10 protein-coding genes and 1 pseudogene are annotated in these 14,401 nt (G+C 61.8%); 5 read left to right on the top strand and 6 right to left on the bottom strand.

What is annotated here, in order from left to right; translation table 11 throughout:
- Nucleotides 1-129 precede the first annotated feature (129 nt).
- Both BX592_RS11405 and BX592_RS11400 read left to right on the top strand, forming a co-directional pair.
- Nucleotides 130-1,245, top strand: a complete 1,116-nt coding sequence (locus BX592_RS11405; RefSeq protein ID WP_134191879.1) for an NADH:flavin oxidoreductase/NADH oxidase — start codon at nt 130-132, stop codon at nt 1,243-1,245.
- Nucleotides 1,246-1,396: 151 nt separating this feature from the next.
- Complete coding sequence (locus tag BX592_RS11400) at nt 1,397-2,752, top strand: MFS transporter (RefSeq protein WP_134191878.1); 1,356 nt, start codon at nt 1,397-1,399, stop codon at nt 2,750-2,752.
- A gap of 125 nt (nt 2,753-2,877) precedes the next feature.
- Here the strand turns inward: BX592_RS11400 and BX592_RS11395 are convergent, their stop codons facing one another.
- The 5 genes and pseudogenes from BX592_RS11395 to BX592_RS11375 form a co-directional block, all read right to left on the bottom strand.
- Nucleotides 2,878-3,894 (bottom strand): alpha/beta fold hydrolase, encoded by a 1,017-nt coding sequence (locus BX592_RS11395; protein ID WP_134191877.1) that lies wholly within the window; start codon nt 3,892-3,894, stop codon nt 2,878-2,880.
- 13 nt (nt 3,895-3,907) lie between these two features.
- Nucleotides 3,908-5,611, bottom strand: coding sequence for an amino acid ABC transporter permease/ATP-binding protein (locus BX592_RS34845; RefSeq protein WP_134191876.1), 1,704 nt, complete (start codon nt 5,609-5,611; stop codon nt 3,908-3,910).
- Between the two features lie 58 nt (nt 5,612-5,669).
- Nucleotides 5,670-6,527: an ABC transporter substrate-binding protein gene (locus BX592_RS11385; protein ID WP_134191875.1), complete on the bottom strand. Its 858-nt coding sequence runs from the start codon at nt 6,525-6,527 to the stop codon at nt 5,670-5,672.
- A 70-nt stretch (nt 6,528-6,597) separates the two neighbouring features.
- Entirely contained in the window at nt 6,598-7,500 is a 903-nt protein-coding gene (locus BX592_RS11380; protein ID WP_134191874.1) for a polysaccharide deacetylase family protein, read from the bottom strand.
- Between the two features lie 138 nt (nt 7,501-7,638).
- Nucleotides 7,639-8,232 (bottom strand): annotated as a pseudogene (locus BX592_RS11375) (acetamidase/formamidase family protein); the annotation flags it as partial.
- Between the two features lie 424 nt (nt 8,233-8,656).
- Between BX592_RS11375 and BX592_RS11370 the strand changes: the two are divergent.
- Together BX592_RS11370 and BX592_RS11365 are read left to right on the top strand one after the other, a co-directional pair.
- Nucleotides 8,657-9,652, top strand: coding sequence for a helix-turn-helix domain-containing GNAT family N-acetyltransferase (locus tag BX592_RS11370; protein ID WP_134191873.1), 996 nt, complete (start codon nt 8,657-8,659; stop codon nt 9,650-9,652).
- 290 nt (nt 9,653-9,942) lie between these two features.
- A complete protein-coding gene (locus tag BX592_RS11365) occupies nt 9,943-10,470 on the top strand; it encodes a c-type cytochrome (protein WP_134191872.1) in 528 nt (175 codons plus the stop codon).
- Between the two features lie 118 nt (nt 10,471-10,588).
- On the opposite strand, the gene BX592_RS11360 is transcribed toward BX592_RS11365, so the two are convergent.
- Complete coding sequence (locus BX592_RS11360) at nt 10,589-10,921, bottom strand: DUF4148 domain-containing protein (protein ID WP_134191871.1); 333 nt, start codon at nt 10,919-10,921, stop codon at nt 10,589-10,591.
- Between the two features lie 242 nt (nt 10,922-11,163).
- Here BX592_RS11360 and BX592_RS11355 point away from each other — a divergent pair, with 242 nt between their 5' ends.
- Nucleotides 11,164-14,355 carry an efflux RND transporter permease subunit gene (locus BX592_RS11355; protein ID WP_134191870.1) on the top strand — a complete coding sequence of 1,064 codons (3,192 nt, stop codon included), beginning with the start codon at nt 11,164-11,166 and terminating at the stop codon, nt 14,353-14,355.
- Nucleotides 14,356-14,401 lie beyond the last annotated feature (46 nt).

Here is a 14,401-nt window from a genome sequence, read left to right as displayed (position 1 = left end):
GGCGCGGGCATACCGAGGCACCAAAGGCGGTGGCGTAGCCATCGCGGGCCACGAAGCCGGAGTGACGCCCCGCTCGATTCAGGACGCCGACGCGACCCGATTCATTCCTTCGTTGAAACCAGCCTATCGATGAGCGCAACACTTTTCTCTCCTCTCCAGCTCGGCTCGCTCGAACTCGCGAACCGTATTGTGATTAGCCCGATGTGCCAGTACAGCGCGATCGACGGATCGGCGAGTGCATGGCATCGCACGCATATCGGCAATCTGTCGTTGAGCGGCGCGGCGTTGCTGCTGCTCGAAGCGACCGCGGTCGAACCGGAAGGCCGCATCACGCCGGCTTGCCTCGGACTCTATTCGGATGACAACGAGCACGCGCTCGCACGGGTGCTCGACGAGGTGCGCCAGTTCAGCGACATGCCGATCGGCATGCAGCTGAATCACGCGGGACGCAAGGCATCGAGCGAACCGCCATGGCGCGGCGGCACGCTGATCGCCGCGGCGGACGGCGGATGGCGGACGCTAGCACCGTCGCCGATCGCGCAGCGCGACGACGAGGCCGCGCCCGCGGAACTCGACCACGTCGGCTTGCGGCGCATTCGCGAAGCCTTTGCAGCGAGCGCGCGCCGCGCGGCACGCATCGGACTTTCTGCAATCGAATTACACTTCGCACACGGTTACCTGCTGCATCAGTTTTTGTCGCCGCTGTCGAACCAACGCACTGATGAGTACGGTGGCCTGCTCGAGAACCGGATGCGTTTTCCGCTCGAGGTATTCGACGCGGTGCGTGCCGCGTGGCCCGCAGGCAAGCCGCTTGGCGTGCGCGTGTCCGCGACGGACTGGGTCGCGGGCGGCTGGGACGTCGAAGAGACGATCGAGCTCGCGCGGCGTCTGAAGCAGCTCGGCTGCGACTGGATCGACGTATCGACCGGTGGCCTGTCGCCGCTGCAGAAGATCCCGCTCGGCCCGCATTATCAGATCCCGTTCGCTAAGGCGGTGCGCGAGGCGACTGGCATGACGACGATGGGCGTGGGCCTCGTCACGCAACCGGCGGACGCGGACAAGGTGATTCGCAGCGGCGAAGCCGATCTCGTCGCGCTGGCCCGCGCGGTGCTGTGGGACCCGCGCTGGCCGTGGCATGCGGCCGCGGAACTCGGCGCCAGCGTGACGGCGCCGCCGCAATACTGGCGCAGCGAACCGCGCGGCGTGAGCAAGGTGTTTAGCGGTGCATCGTTCGGTCAGCGCTAGCGGTACAGTGGCTGTTTTGCGGAATGCCGGCGCGCGATCGGACCGCATCGTTAAAGTATCGGCAGTCATCAGGCAACAGGTTGCATGAGACCGGAGTACGCGGCGTCGACACGCATACTTCGATCGAACCGCAACAACAGGAGACAGATAGATGGAACAAGGGCAGGTTGCAGTCCGCGCGCGAGGCCGCTGGTACGAAGGACTGACGGCGATGCACTGGCGCGTGCTGCGCGCGAGCTTTCTCGGCTGGATCTTCGACGGCTACGAAGCGCTCGTACTCGTCGTCGTGCTCGGGCCGATGCTGCATTCGTTGCTGACCCCGGCGCAGGCCGCATCGACAACCGTCTATGCCGGCGTCGTGATCGGCATCACGTTGCTCGGCTGGGGAATCGGCGGACTGGTAGGCGGCATTCTGGCCGACTACGTTGGGCGCAAACGGATGATGCTGTGGTCGGTGCTGCTGTATGCGCTGTTCTCCGGTTTCACCGCGTTCTCCGATACGGTCTGGACCTTGTGCGCACTCCGCTTTCTGACGGGCCTCGCAATGGGCAGCGAATGGAGCACCGGCATTGCGCTGCTATCCGAGACCTGGCCCGAACAGGCGCGCGCGAAAGGCGCGGGCTTTCTGCAATCGGGCTTCGGCTGGGGCACGCTGATCGCCGCGGTGATCTGGTACGCGATGTCGACGCTGCATCCGCTTGGCGCCGAAACCTGGCGATTGATGTTCGTGCTGGGCGCGGTCCCCGCGCTGTTTGTGCTGTATATCCGGCGCAATGTGAATGAATCGGAGAAATGGCAGCGTGCGGTGCGCGAGAAGCGCTGGAATGCCACGTCGGAGCAAGCGGCGGGCGCCGGCGCGGCGGCGCAGGACGGCAAGCGTCCATTCACGCTCGCGCAACTTTTCACCGAACGTGAAGCGGCGCGGCGCACTGTGATTCTGCTCGTGCTGTCGATTGTCACCACAGTCGGCTGGTGGGCGATATCGAGCTGGCTGCCGACCTTCACCATCGCGATTGCGAAAGCGGAAAGCATTGCCGATCCGCTGTCGTGGGGCTCGAAGGTGTCGATCTCGTACACGGTCGGCGCGATCGTCGCGTATATGGTGTCCGGATTTATTGTCGATGCGATCGGCCGCAAGCCGTTTTTGTCGTTGTCGTTTGTCGGCGCGCTAGTGACGACGGTAATCACCTACAGGTTCACGTCGAGCGTCGAGGCGATGATGGTGATCGCGCCGATCAACGGGTTCTTCACGCTGGGCTGCGCGTATGTATGGATGGCCATCTACCCGTGCGAACTGTTTACGAGCACCGTGCGTTCGACTGCGATCAGCTTTGTGTTCAATGCGGCGCGGCTGATCGCGTGGGTGTTTCCGATTATCGCGGGCAGCATGATCAAATCGTTCGGTGGCGTGCCGCAAGCGGCTTTGGCGCTTGGCTCCGTGTATGTGCTCGGCATCGTGCTGCCGTGGTTTTTGCCGGAGACGCGCGGGCAGGGCATGCCCGACTGACCGCTCTGTTTCTTTCCCGCTCCATCTTCGCGGCGGTTTCAAAGCGCGCGGTATCGGGCCGTCTTTAAGCGGCTGGATGCCGCGCTTTTTTGCGTGCCGCGCGAGCGCACGCGGCGCCGCATACACTACATCGCCAGAATTTCCCTCACTGCCTGATCGATGAACCTGACATCCGCAGCATTGGCCGCAGGGCCGCCTGCGAAATGCCCCCAGACCGACTCGATAGGCCGCAACTGTGCATTGGGCATCTTCGAAACTTCATACTCGCTATCTTCCGGCGGGAAATACAGATCCGTTCGTCCCGGCATCACAATAGCTTTGGCCGTGATACTGCGCAACGCCAGATCGAAATCGCCGTTATAAAGCGAATTCGCGGATATATCGCCGTGCTGCCAGCTCCACATCATCGACAGAATATTGTTCGCGTCCTTCTTCAGGAAATCGCCTTCCCAGAACTGAATAATAAAGTCCTCGAGGGACCCGTATCCCATTGCCTCGATGTCTAGCCGTTGACGCAGGAATGCCTGTGAAAAGCCCCAACCGGCGAATACGCGGGCAGCCGCGCGCATGCCACGCGTTGGCGCTGCATCGTAGAAACCGCCGTTGAAATCAGGGTCCAGCAGCAGAGGGGCTTTAAGCCCTTCGATAAACACGAAGTTGTGCCGTGAGCACCGTGCCGACCCGCAGAACGGCAGAATGCGCTCCACCATGTGCGGATACATCGCGGCCCAGTGGTACGTCTGCATCGCGCCCATCGACCAGCCGGTGACCAGCCTGAGCGACTCGATGCCGAACTTTTCGGTCACAAGACGGTGCTGCATGACGACGTTGTCGTAGAGCGTCACTTGCGGAAAGCGGCCACGATCATAGGGTGGCGGGTTGTTGCTGGGGGAGCTCGATACACCGTTGCCAAACATATTCGGCACAATGATGAAGTATTCCCGCGGATCGAGACCCATGTGCTCGCCAATCAGCCACTCGTTGTCGGCGTGGGTGCCGCTATAGAAGGTCGGATAGACAATCGCGTTGTCGCGCGCCGCATTCAGCCGGCCATACGTCTTGTAGCCAAGCTGCATGTCAGGCAGCGTTGCGCCGGATTGGAGCGCGACACGGCCGAGATTGAACGTTTCGAAGTCCGTCATTTGTACCTCATATCTAGGTGGCGACGACGTTAAGGAATTTTTGGGTACGCTCGTGAGTCGGGTTATCGATGACCTGCTGTGGCGTTCCTTGCTCGATGACTTCGCCGCCATCCATGAATACGACACGGTCGGCGACATCGCGGGCAAAGCGGATTTCGTGCGTGACCACGACCATCGTCATGCCGGCGTCGGCCAGCCCGCGCATCACACCCAGCACTTCGCCAACCAGTTCCGGATCGAGCGCGGAAGTAGGTTCGTCGAACAGCATCAACTTGGGCTTGATCGCGAGTGCACGGGCAATCGCCACGCGTTGCTGCTGTCCGCCGGACAGCCGATGGGGCAGGAAGTCCGCGTGTGCGGCGAGGCCCACGCTCTTCAACAGCTCGCGCCCAAGCGCTTCGGCTTCGGCACGCGGCACGTCATAAACCTGCCGCTGCGCTTCGACGATGTTGTCAAGCGCACTCAAATGGCTGAACAGGTTGAAATGCTGGAACACCATGCCCACACGCGCTTCGGCTCGGGCACGCGCGAGGTTGTGCACGGGCCGCACCGTGCCGCCGCCGCCGGGTACCTCGCGATAGCCGACATACTGCGAATCGACCTTGATGGTTCCCCAGTCGAGCGGTTCAAGATGGTTGATCAACTTGAGCAGCGTACTTTTACCGGAGCCGCTCGGACCGAGAATGACCACGACTTCGCCATGCGCGATCGACAGGTCGACACCGCGCAAGATCTCGCGTTTGCCGTACGATTTCCAGACGTTCCTGCACGCGACAAACGGTTCATCGGGATGCCGTTGCGTGCGACTTTCGGCGGGCAGCAGTGTACTGATCCATGCGTGATCGTTCGCCTCCGGCTCTTTGACGGCGCCCGGTAAATCAGGTGGCGCATCGACGGGTTTCAGCTCACGCGTCGATGCGCGCAGTCCAAACCACGTGAACGCGAGCTTGCGGTCGCGCTCGTGATCGAAGATGCCTTCGAGCCACACCTGAACCAGCGAGATTCCGCTCGTCAGGAACAGATAGATCACCGCTGCCGCGCCGAACACGGTAAAGAACTTGAAATTTTGCCCGACCACCTGTTGGGAGCGGAACGTCAGCTCATTGACGAAGATCACCGACGCGATCGACGTCAGCTTCAACATGCCGATGGTGTCGTTGGCGAGACCCGGGATCACCGCGCGCATCGATTGCGGCAGGATAATGCGGCGTAGCGTCAGAAACGGTCCCATGCCGAGCGCGGCGGCCGCGGTCGATTGCGAACGGTTCACCGACAAAATTCCGGCGCGGAACAGTTCGGCACTGAACGCCGCCTCGTTCAATGCAAAGCCGATTACCGCAGTCGTGAATTCATCGAAGCGCAGACCGATTAGCGGCAGCGCGTCGAAGATAAACACGAGTTGCAGCAATTGCGGTGTCCCACGCACGAACCAGATATAACCCCACGCTGCCGAGTTCAGGGCCTTGAACCGCGACAAGCGCATCAGCGCGAGTCCGAGGCCGAGCACCAACCCGATCGACATTGCTATCAGCGTGATCTTCACCGCAATCCATGCGCCGCCGAGCAGAAAAGGCGAGCCGACATAACCCGCCAGTTCCTTGAAACCGTCGAACACCTGGGCGCCATCGAGACCGGCTGCCATTGCTGGCCGCACTGCAAGCATCGCAAGCACCCCAGCAATGCTGATGACCTTGTGTCGAATACGTAATGCCTTCATTGACGAACCTGATCCATGACGTCGCCGGAAAGCGACGTCGTGTGCCGCGCAGGCGACGTTATTGAGTAAGCAGTGTGGTCGGCATTTCCAGCGACGGATCGACGCCGTACTTCTGGAAGGTCTTTTTCTGCGTCTGATTCGCCTGCATGATCTTGAGTCCATCGGATACGGCGGCAATCATATCGGCGTTGCCCTTCTTCACTCCCACACCGATCTTCATGCCGCTTGTCACCATGAACCCGCGTGTGTAGAGCTGTGGATTCTGCTTCGCGAGACCATCGACGAGCGCCAGGTCGTACATCATGACGTCGGCGCGGTGGCTTGCGACGAGGCGCGCGCCCGATGCAATATCGGCCGACGTCATGATCGTCACATCAGGTTTGTTCTCCGCTTTGCATTTGGCGGCCTGCGCTTGTGCCATCGTCAGCTCGACGGTGCCGATGCCGGCCGTGACCGTGAGGCCACATAGCCTGGAGATGTCGTCGATCTTCTTCGGGTTGCCCGCTGCCACCAGACCACCGGTGCCTGCCTGCATGTAGGTGACGAAGCTCGTCTCCTTTGCGCGTTCCGGTGTGTAATACAGCAAGTCCCACATCACATCGATCTGTCCGGCGCGCAGCGCTGGCAGCAGGCCTGGCCATCCGGCCGTGAAGAACTCCGTTTTCACGCCGGCGCAGTCGAACACAGCGCGCGCCATGTCGGCATCCGCACCGATGATCTTGTTGAAATCCTTGCTGTCACGAAACGCGTAGGGTGGCGACTCGGGGTCGACGCCGATCTTGATGGTCTTGCCCGCGAGCGATGGATATTTCTGGGCCACCTTGGACGGTTCGCACGTTTGTGCTGACGCGCCTTGAGCGAGGAGCAGTCCGATGACTGCGCAGAACAGCAGCTTGATTGCCTTTGACATGATCATGGCGAATCCTGTTTAGGGTGAGAGAAATGAAAGAAGAAGCAAACCGTCGCGCGATTGAAAAGGAATCGATCTAACGGCCGAGGAAATCCATGTGGCTTGCAATCGAGCCCGGCGTCGTGATGCAGATCCGGCCTTCGTTGCGCGCACGGGCAATATGCTCGAGCGCCCTGCGCAAGTGGCACAGGCGATGCGGCTGCCCCATCAGATACGCATGCAGCGCGATGCCCATTACCAGTGGCTGTCGGCTAGATTGCCGCAGCATTTCCTCGAAGTGATCGATCACCAGATCGGCGAACGACCTTGCGTCCATCTGACGCGCGAGAATCATCGGGATATCGTTGACTTCCTCCGGGTACGGAATCGCCCACAGCGGCTGCCCGTTGCGCGTGCGCAGGCGCGTGGGCTGATCGTCGTGACACCAGTTGAGTGTGTACTGGTAACCCGCTTCCGCGACCAGATCGCTGGTGACAAGACTTTCCGAGAGCCATGGCGATAGCCAGCCAGCCGGCTGTTGCGCGCTCTCCATCGCGATGCGCTCGCGACATGCAACGATCAGCGCGCGTTCGTCGTGTTCGGACAGCGTTCCTTGCCGTTCCGAATTGGTATGGCCGTGTGCGACGAGTTCATCGCCACGTTGAGCGAAGGCGGCGACCAGCTCAGGGCAGTGATCGTAGAGTGCGGTGTTGATGATCGCGGCGGTCGGTAGCTCGAGTTCATCGAAGAGATCGAGACAGCGCCAGGCGCCGACGCGCAGTGCATACTCACGCCACGCGTGATTGAGCACATCGGGTTCGGGCATCACCGGGCCGATCGTCGGGCCCAGTCCTTCGCCAAACGCAAAATGCTCGATGTTAAAGCCGATATAGACCGCGAGCCGGGAACCGTCAGGCCAGCGATAAGCAGGGCGATCGTTGATCGGCGAATATTGAAAGCGCCCATGGCCGGGCATCGCACGATGTGCGGGAGAATCCATGGTCCAGTCAGTCCTGTCGAATGGCGCGTGCGCCTGTGTTCACGTGAGGACCATGGTAGGGAAGTCAAAATAACGATATCGGGCTGGCAGCGAACAAACTCTTGTCCGCACGCGCACTGAAGCTCGTAACCTGCCAATTCACGTCTTGAAGAGCGCTTTCCGGATGATCGCGTGCACTCCCCAGTTGCCATCCACCACCTGCGTCACGCCAAAGTCAACGGCGACGGAGATCAGCGAGATCGCCTCATCTTCGGAAAAGCCCTTGATGGTCATCAGGAATCGCCGTGTCTTGATGAACGCGTCGCGCATGGCGAGATCAAGGGTGGAATTCTCGTAAACGGCGCTTTGTGCACTGGTGCCGAACTCCGCCAGATAATTTGGATAACTGAACCCGTGAAGAACCCATTCGTCGACCGTTTCGACCAGCGGGTAGGTGAGGTCCGCAAACACCTGCTTGCCAAGCGTCTCCTTTTTGTGAAGCACCAGCTGGAAATCACCTGTCAGTGAACATTCGATCGCGGTGCCGCACAATTCGGAGTCACCTTGAGACGCATGCGGGTCGCCGATCGAGAGCAGCGCGCCGGGCACCCATCGGTAGAAACACGCTCGCTCCGCGCGTTACGCGCCAGTTGTCGAGATTCGTCCGAAGGTGGACGGCGGAATTGAATCGATCAGACCATCTTGCTGTGGCGCGACGCAGACCACGCCGAAGTGCGGACGTACCGGAATCTGAAAACATCGCCGCCGTTACAGTGCGCGAGACGGTGCGTCCACGCACCGCATCCGCGCAGCGCCGCACTGTGCGTCGACGCACTGTCGTGGCGCATGCACACAACTTGCGCGCGAAGCTTTCTCTTCGGAGGAATTGCGGTGACGCCTGCATGCTGCGGCGTCGCTTCGGCTCGAATGAAGTCGCCGCGCTCGACGTTCAACGCGGACGCTAGCGCGGCATCAGGTGACGATCGTATAAGCGCCAGAACAGGCAGGCCAGGTTGATCGCGTACAAAAGCTTGTGTGCAGGCGAATCGGGTTTAGCAGCGCCCTGTCTGCGACTGTTTCGAAACATCGGACGGCACGAAAAACACCTTGAACAAGTTGCGATCCGCAATTATATTGGTTGCACATCGCAACCAATAACGATATGGGAGACGAAGAGATGGACTACGTTGAACAGCCGGCACAGCCGCGCGATCGCACGATCCTCGAACTGCGCGAGTTTTCGCGCAAGCTGGTGCGCGAACTCGGCTTCATGCGCTCGACGCTGGCCAATAGCGAGCTCGCGCCGTCCGCCTGTCACGCTATTCTTGAAATCGGAGTTGCCCCGGGCCTACCGGCGCGCGACCTCGCCAATCTGCTGCGGCTCGACAAATCGAACACCAGCCGGCAACTGGCGAAACTCGAGGCAGCCGGCCTCGTCTACCGCGAGACCGCCAGCGACGACGCGCGTTCTTCGCAACTCTTCCTGACCGAAGAAGGGCAAAAGCTGCGCAGAAGAATCGACCGGTTTGCGACAGACCAGGTGTCGAATGCGTTGCGCCGGCTGGTGCCGGAGGACCAGCAGGCGCTGGTGCGATCGCTCGCGCTCTATGCGGATGCGCTCGCGCTCGACAACGATGCCGGCAAGACCGCGGGAACCGCGGCCGCGCTCGTCCCGCGCCGTCAGATCGAAACCGGCTATCGGCCCGGATGCATCGGCGATATCGCGGGCCTGCACGGACGCTACTACGTACGCGAGTCGGGCCTGGGCTCTTTTTTCGAGCGGCGTGTCGCCACCGAACTGGCCGAATTCGCGGACAAACTGCCCGCCAGCGGAAAGGAACTGTGGTGTTACGTTGACGATGACCGGATTCTCGCGTCGATCGCGATCGACGGCGATGAGACCACCGGCAAGGCCCATTTGCGCTGGTTTATCGTCGACGATGCATTGCGCGGCACGGGCATCGGCCGCCAGCTGTTGACGAGAGCGCTGGATTTCGTCGATGCGCGTTTCAACGAGACGTTTCTGTGGACGTTCAAAGGGCTCGACGCGGCGCGGCATCTTTACGAATCCGAGGGCTTCATGCTGACTCACGAAGCCGAAGGCACGCATTGGGGCAAGACGATGGTCGAGCAGCGCTTCAATCGACCGTCGCGGGGGGAGCCGCGCGGCTGAGCACGGCACCGTTCTCAACGAGCTTGCCACCGATCGTGCACCGAACGCGCCGATGCGCGTGCACATTGACAATCCTGCGTCGCGTGCCGAAAGAGGGCGGACCCGTTTCACCCGAAGATAACAAAACGGTAATCTGCGTGACGGTTGGCGGAAAACTGGCGCGCCTTACTATCGGCCTCACAGGCAGCGCCCAGACCTGCTCAGTAACGACCATGCCGGCAGGCATCCGGTTGCAGCCGTCGTTGCCGCACCTTCCGATAAACCGGTCACGTACAAAGGGTCCCACAAGCATGTCCACTCATTCCCGAATCGGCACCGTCGTCGCGACGGTGGTTGTGTTGCTCGTGCTGTCTGTCGCGGCGGGCTTCGCGTTTATCTACTCCGGTATCTACAACGTATCGGCGGCTTCGAAGGACAACCCGATTATCGCGTGGGCATTGCATCGGACCTACGAAGCGTCGTTGCATCGCTACGGCGGCAAGGATTCGCCGCCGGCCGACCTGATGTCGCTCGATAATATTCGCGCGGGCGCGCGTATGTACGATTCGACATGCGCGCTGTGCCACGGCGCGCCCGACCGGACGCTGAGCCCGGTCGGTCAGGGCATTCAGCCCTCCGCGCCGCAGCTGCTCGCGGCGACCCGCCGCAACAACCCACCGCTGATGTTCTGGGTGATCAAGCACGGCGTGAACATGACCGCGATGCCGTCATTCGGCAAAACGCAATCCGACGATACGATATGGAAGCTGGCCGCCTTCCTCTATAAAGGCCGCGGCATCACAAAAGATCAATACGACGCGCTCAAAAGTGCGAATTGACTGAACGCCGCTTGCGCGGCGGCGCGTTGCGTCGCGCGACGTAACGCATATCGCGCAGCGCCCCGCCTTCGACACGACGCGACGCGATGTAATGCGTTGCTTCACGGCACTCGTCGCTTCAGTGATGCTGATAGACCGAAGCCTCTTCATTTCCCGACGCGATCGACACGGGCAGCGCACGCCTGCCCCATGCGGACGAACCCGTTGCCGCGATGCCACCCACCGCTGCGGTGGTTGAATTCTGTTGCGCGGCGACCTGCGCGTCCGCCGCCTGAACGTTCTGCGGAAACTCCGTTTGATTGCCGGCCGGCTGATAACCGGCCTGCTCGACCTGCACGAGATCCGCGCGTACTTCGGCGCGCGTGACCGGACCGTTCGACGCCTGCGCGAAAGCGAGGGTGGCGGCACTAAGCGCGCATGCAGCAACGACAACGTGAATCAGCGATTTCATGACGTGTTCCTTCTGATGGTTGACAACACGGTCATTGTTGAAATCGCACGTTGACCCGATCCTGACGAGCAGATGACGAATCTGTCATTTCGGCCGCCACGCGTAGATAACAGAGCCGTAATCAATGCGTCGGTATCGGGTAATGGCTCGCTGTGCACACTACATCCCATCACGAGAGCCTTCGTGGCCGCAGCGGGCGGCGAAGGCGCCGGCACACCGTTCAATGTCGAGGAAGCCCAGCCATGTGGATCGTCAAGCTCGCGCTCAAGCGCCCGTACACGTTCATCGTGCTGGCTGTGCTGCTGTTCATCATGGGTCCGCTCGCGATCATGCGCACGCCGACCGACATCTTCCCGAATATCAACGTGCCGGTGGTCAGCATCGTGTGGTCGTTCAACGGTCTGTCCGCGCAGGACATGGCGCAGCGCATCACGTCGATCTACGAACGCGCGCTGACGACGGACGTCGACGACATCGAACACATCGAATCGCAATCGCTGAACGGCGTCGCGGTGGTGAAGGTGTTCTTCCATCCGGGTGCCGACATCAATCGCGCGGTCGCGCAGGCGTCGTCGAACTCCGAGTCGCTGCTGCGTTTATTACCGCCCGGCACGCTGCCGCCGAACATCATCACGTACAACGCGTCGACCGTGCCGGTGCTCGAATTGGGTCTGTCGAGCGACACGCTGCCCGAGCAGGAGCTGTACGACCTCGGCAACAGCTTTATCCGCACGCAGCTCGCGACGGTGCAGGGCGCGGCCGTGCCGCTGCCGTTCGGCGGCAAGGTTCGCCAGGTAATGGTCGAACTCGATCCGGCCGCGTTGCAGGCGAAGGGTCTCGCGCCGCTCGATGTGGTCAACGCGGTGAATGCGCAGAACCTGATTCTGCCCGGCGGCACCGCGAAGATCGGCACGCGCGAGTACAACGTCGAGCTGAACGGCAGCACCAATACGATCGCGGAACTGAACAACCTGCCGATCAAGACGGTGAACGGCGGTGTGGTGTATGTGCGCGACGTCGCGCATGTGATCGACGGCTATGCGCCGCAAACGAACATCGTGCGCAGCGACGGCAAGCGCGCGGCGCTACTGGAAGTCGAAAAGACCGGCAGCGCATCGACGCTGACGATCATCCAGCAGGTGAAGGACAGATTACCGAAGATCGCCGCCGGTTTACCGAGTTCGCTGAAAATCACGCCGTTGTCGGATCAGTCGGTGTTCGTCAAATCGGCAGTGGACGGCGTGGTGCGCGAGGCGGCGATCGCCGCGTGCCTGACCGCCGCGATGATCCTGCTGTTTCTCGGCAGCTGGCGCGCAACGCTGATTATCGCGGTCACGATTCCGCTGGCGGTGCTGACTTCGCTGATCGCGCTGTCGGCGCTCGGCGAAACGATCAACATCATGACGCTGGGCGGCCTCGCGCTCGCGGTCGGCATTCTGGTGGACGACGCAACGGTTGCGATCGAGAACATCACACATCACCTTGAGAACGGCGCGGACCTGCACGATGCGATCCTGAACGGCTCCGGCGAAATCGCGGTGCCGACCTTTGTCTCGACACTGTCGATCTGCATCGTATTCGTGCCGATGTTTCTGCTGTCGGGCGTCGCGCGCTACCTGTTCGTGCCGCTCGCGGAAGCGGTGGTGTTCGCGATGTGCGCGTCGTACTTTTTCTCGCGCACGCTGATTCCGACGCTTGCGATGTACCTGATGCGCGCACGGAAGAAACAGGAGGGCGCGCCGCAAGGCCGCTTCGCGGTGTTCTCGCGTTTCCAGGCGGGCTTCGAGCGGCGCTTCGAGGCAGTGCGCATGGTCTATCGCGGTGCGCTCGAACGTGCGATCGAGCAGCGGCGCCGCTTCATTCCGCTGTTTGTGCTGGTGTGCGTCGGTTCGCTGGTGCTGGTGCCGTTTATCGGCCGTGACTTTTTTCCGGCCGTCGATACCGGCGATATCCGGCTGCACCTGCGTGCACCGACCGGCACCCGCATCGAAGAAACCGCGCGCATTACCGACGAAGTCGAAGCGAAGATCCGCACCGTGATTCCGGCGTCGGAGCAGGGCTCGATACTCGACAACATCGGCGTGCCGGTCAGCGGCATCAACCTGACTTACGACTCGTCGGACCCGATCGGCTCGGAAGACGCGGATATCCTGATCTCGCTGAAGCCCGATCACAAGCCGACGGCCCAATACGTGGCGAAGCTGCGCAACGTGCTGAACGCGTCGTTTCCCGGTGTCACGTTTGCGTTTCTGCCGGCCGACATCGTCAGCCAGATTCTGAACTTCGGTCTGCCCGCGCCGATCGACGTGCAGATCGTCGGCAACAAGCTCGATGCGAACCGCGTGGTTGCGAACAATCTGCTGACGAAGCTGCGCGGCGTGCGCGGCCTCGTCGACGCACGCATCCAGCAGCCCGGCGACGAACCGGCGATCAACGTCGACGTTGACCGCACGAAGGCGATCCAGGCCGGCCTCACGCAGCGCGACGTCGCGCAGAACCTGCTGATCGCGCTGTCCGGCAGCTCGCAGACTTCACCGAATTTCTGGCTCGACCCGAAGAACGGCGTCAGCTACCCGCTGATGGCCGAAGTGCCGCAATACGACATCCATTCGCTGCAGACGCTCGCGAATATCCCGATCACGACAATTTCGCCGAAGGTGAACCCGCAGAACCTGCTCGGCACGCTCGGCACGATGACGCGCGTCACGCAGCAGGCGGTCGTGTCGCACTACAACGTTCAGCCGGTGCTCGACATCTTTGCATCCGCGCAAGGCCGCGATCTGGGCGGCGTCGCATCGGACGTGTCGAAGCTGGTCGACGAGGCGCGTGCGCAGTTGCCGCCGGGCTCGTCGATCGTCGTGCGCGGCCAGGTGCAGTCGATGAATGAATCGTTCAACGGGCTCGGGTTCGGACTCGTGTTCGCGATCATGCTGGTCTATCTGCTGATGGTCGTGAATTTTCAGTCGTGGATTGACCCGCTGATTATCGTGACCGGCTACCCGGCGTCGCTTGCCGGCATCTCGTGGATGCTGTTCGCCACCCATACGACGCTGAGCGTGCCCGCGCTGACCGGGACGATTCTGTGTATTGGCATTGCGACCGCGAACAGCATTCTCGTGATCAACACCGCGCGCGAAAAGCTTGCCGCGGGCATGCCGCCGATGGAGGCCGCGCTCGATGCGGGCTTCAGCCGCTTTCGCCCGGTGCTGATGACCGCGCTCGCGATGCTGATCGGTATGCTGCCGATGGCGCTGGGTCTCGGCGACGGCGGCGAGCAGAACGCGCCGCTCGGCCGCGCGGTGATCGGCGGCCTCGCCGCCGGCACGCTGTCGACGCTGATCTTCGTACCAGTCGTGTTTGGCGTCGTGCATAGCTGGCTCGCGAAGCGCAGCGCCGCGCGCGCTGTCGACCGTGCGTCTTCCGCTCATGCGTAATCCAGCCTGACCCGTCCGTTCGCCATGCCTTTCGCCAGAGAACCGC

The sequence above is a fragment of the Paraburkholderia rhizosphaerae genome (genome assembly GCF_004366595.1).
In the GTDB taxonomy this organism is placed as follows: Bacteria; Pseudomonadota; Gammaproteobacteria; order Burkholderiales; family Burkholderiaceae; genus Paraburkholderia; species Paraburkholderia rhizosphaerae.
The sequence above is the reverse complement of the archived record's forward strand: the minus strand, read 5'-3'. Positions and strand labels throughout refer to the sequence as shown.

Coding starts and splice junctions, on each gene's coding strand:
- BX592_RS11380 (WP_134191874.1), bottom strand. CDS start 7,500: ATGGATTCTCCCGCACATCGTGCGATGCCCGGCCATGGGCGCTTTCAA.
- BX592_RS11395 (WP_134191877.1), bottom strand. CDS start 3,894: ATGACGGACTTCGAAACGTTCAATCTCGGCCGTGTCGCGCTCCAATCC.
- BX592_RS34845 (WP_134191876.1), bottom strand. CDS start 5,611: ATGAAGGCATTACGTATTCGACACAAGGTCATCAGCATTGCTGGGGTG.
- BX592_RS11400 (WP_134191878.1), top strand. CDS start 1,397: ATGGAACAAGGGCAGGTTGCAGTCCGCGCGCGAGGCCGCTGGTACGAA.
- BX592_RS11365 (WP_134191872.1), top strand. CDS start 9,943: ATGTCCACTCATTCCCGAATCGGCACCGTCGTCGCGACGGTGGTTGTG.
- BX592_RS11405 (WP_134191879.1), top strand. CDS start 130: ATGAGCGCAACACTTTTCTCTCCTCTCCAGCTCGGCTCGCTCGAACTC.
- BX592_RS11360 (WP_134191871.1), bottom strand. CDS start 10,921: ATGAAATCGCTGATTCACGTTGTCGTTGCTGCATGCGCGCTTAGTGCC.
- BX592_RS11370 (WP_134191873.1), top strand. CDS start 8,657: ATGGACTACGTTGAACAGCCGGCACAGCCGCGCGATCGCACGATCCTC.
- BX592_RS11355 (WP_134191870.1), top strand. CDS start 11,164: ATGTGGATCGTCAAGCTCGCGCTCAAGCGCCCGTACACGTTCATCGTG.
- BX592_RS11385 (WP_134191875.1), bottom strand. CDS start 6,527: ATGATCATGTCAAAGGCAATCAAGCTGCTGTTCTGCGCAGTCATCGGA.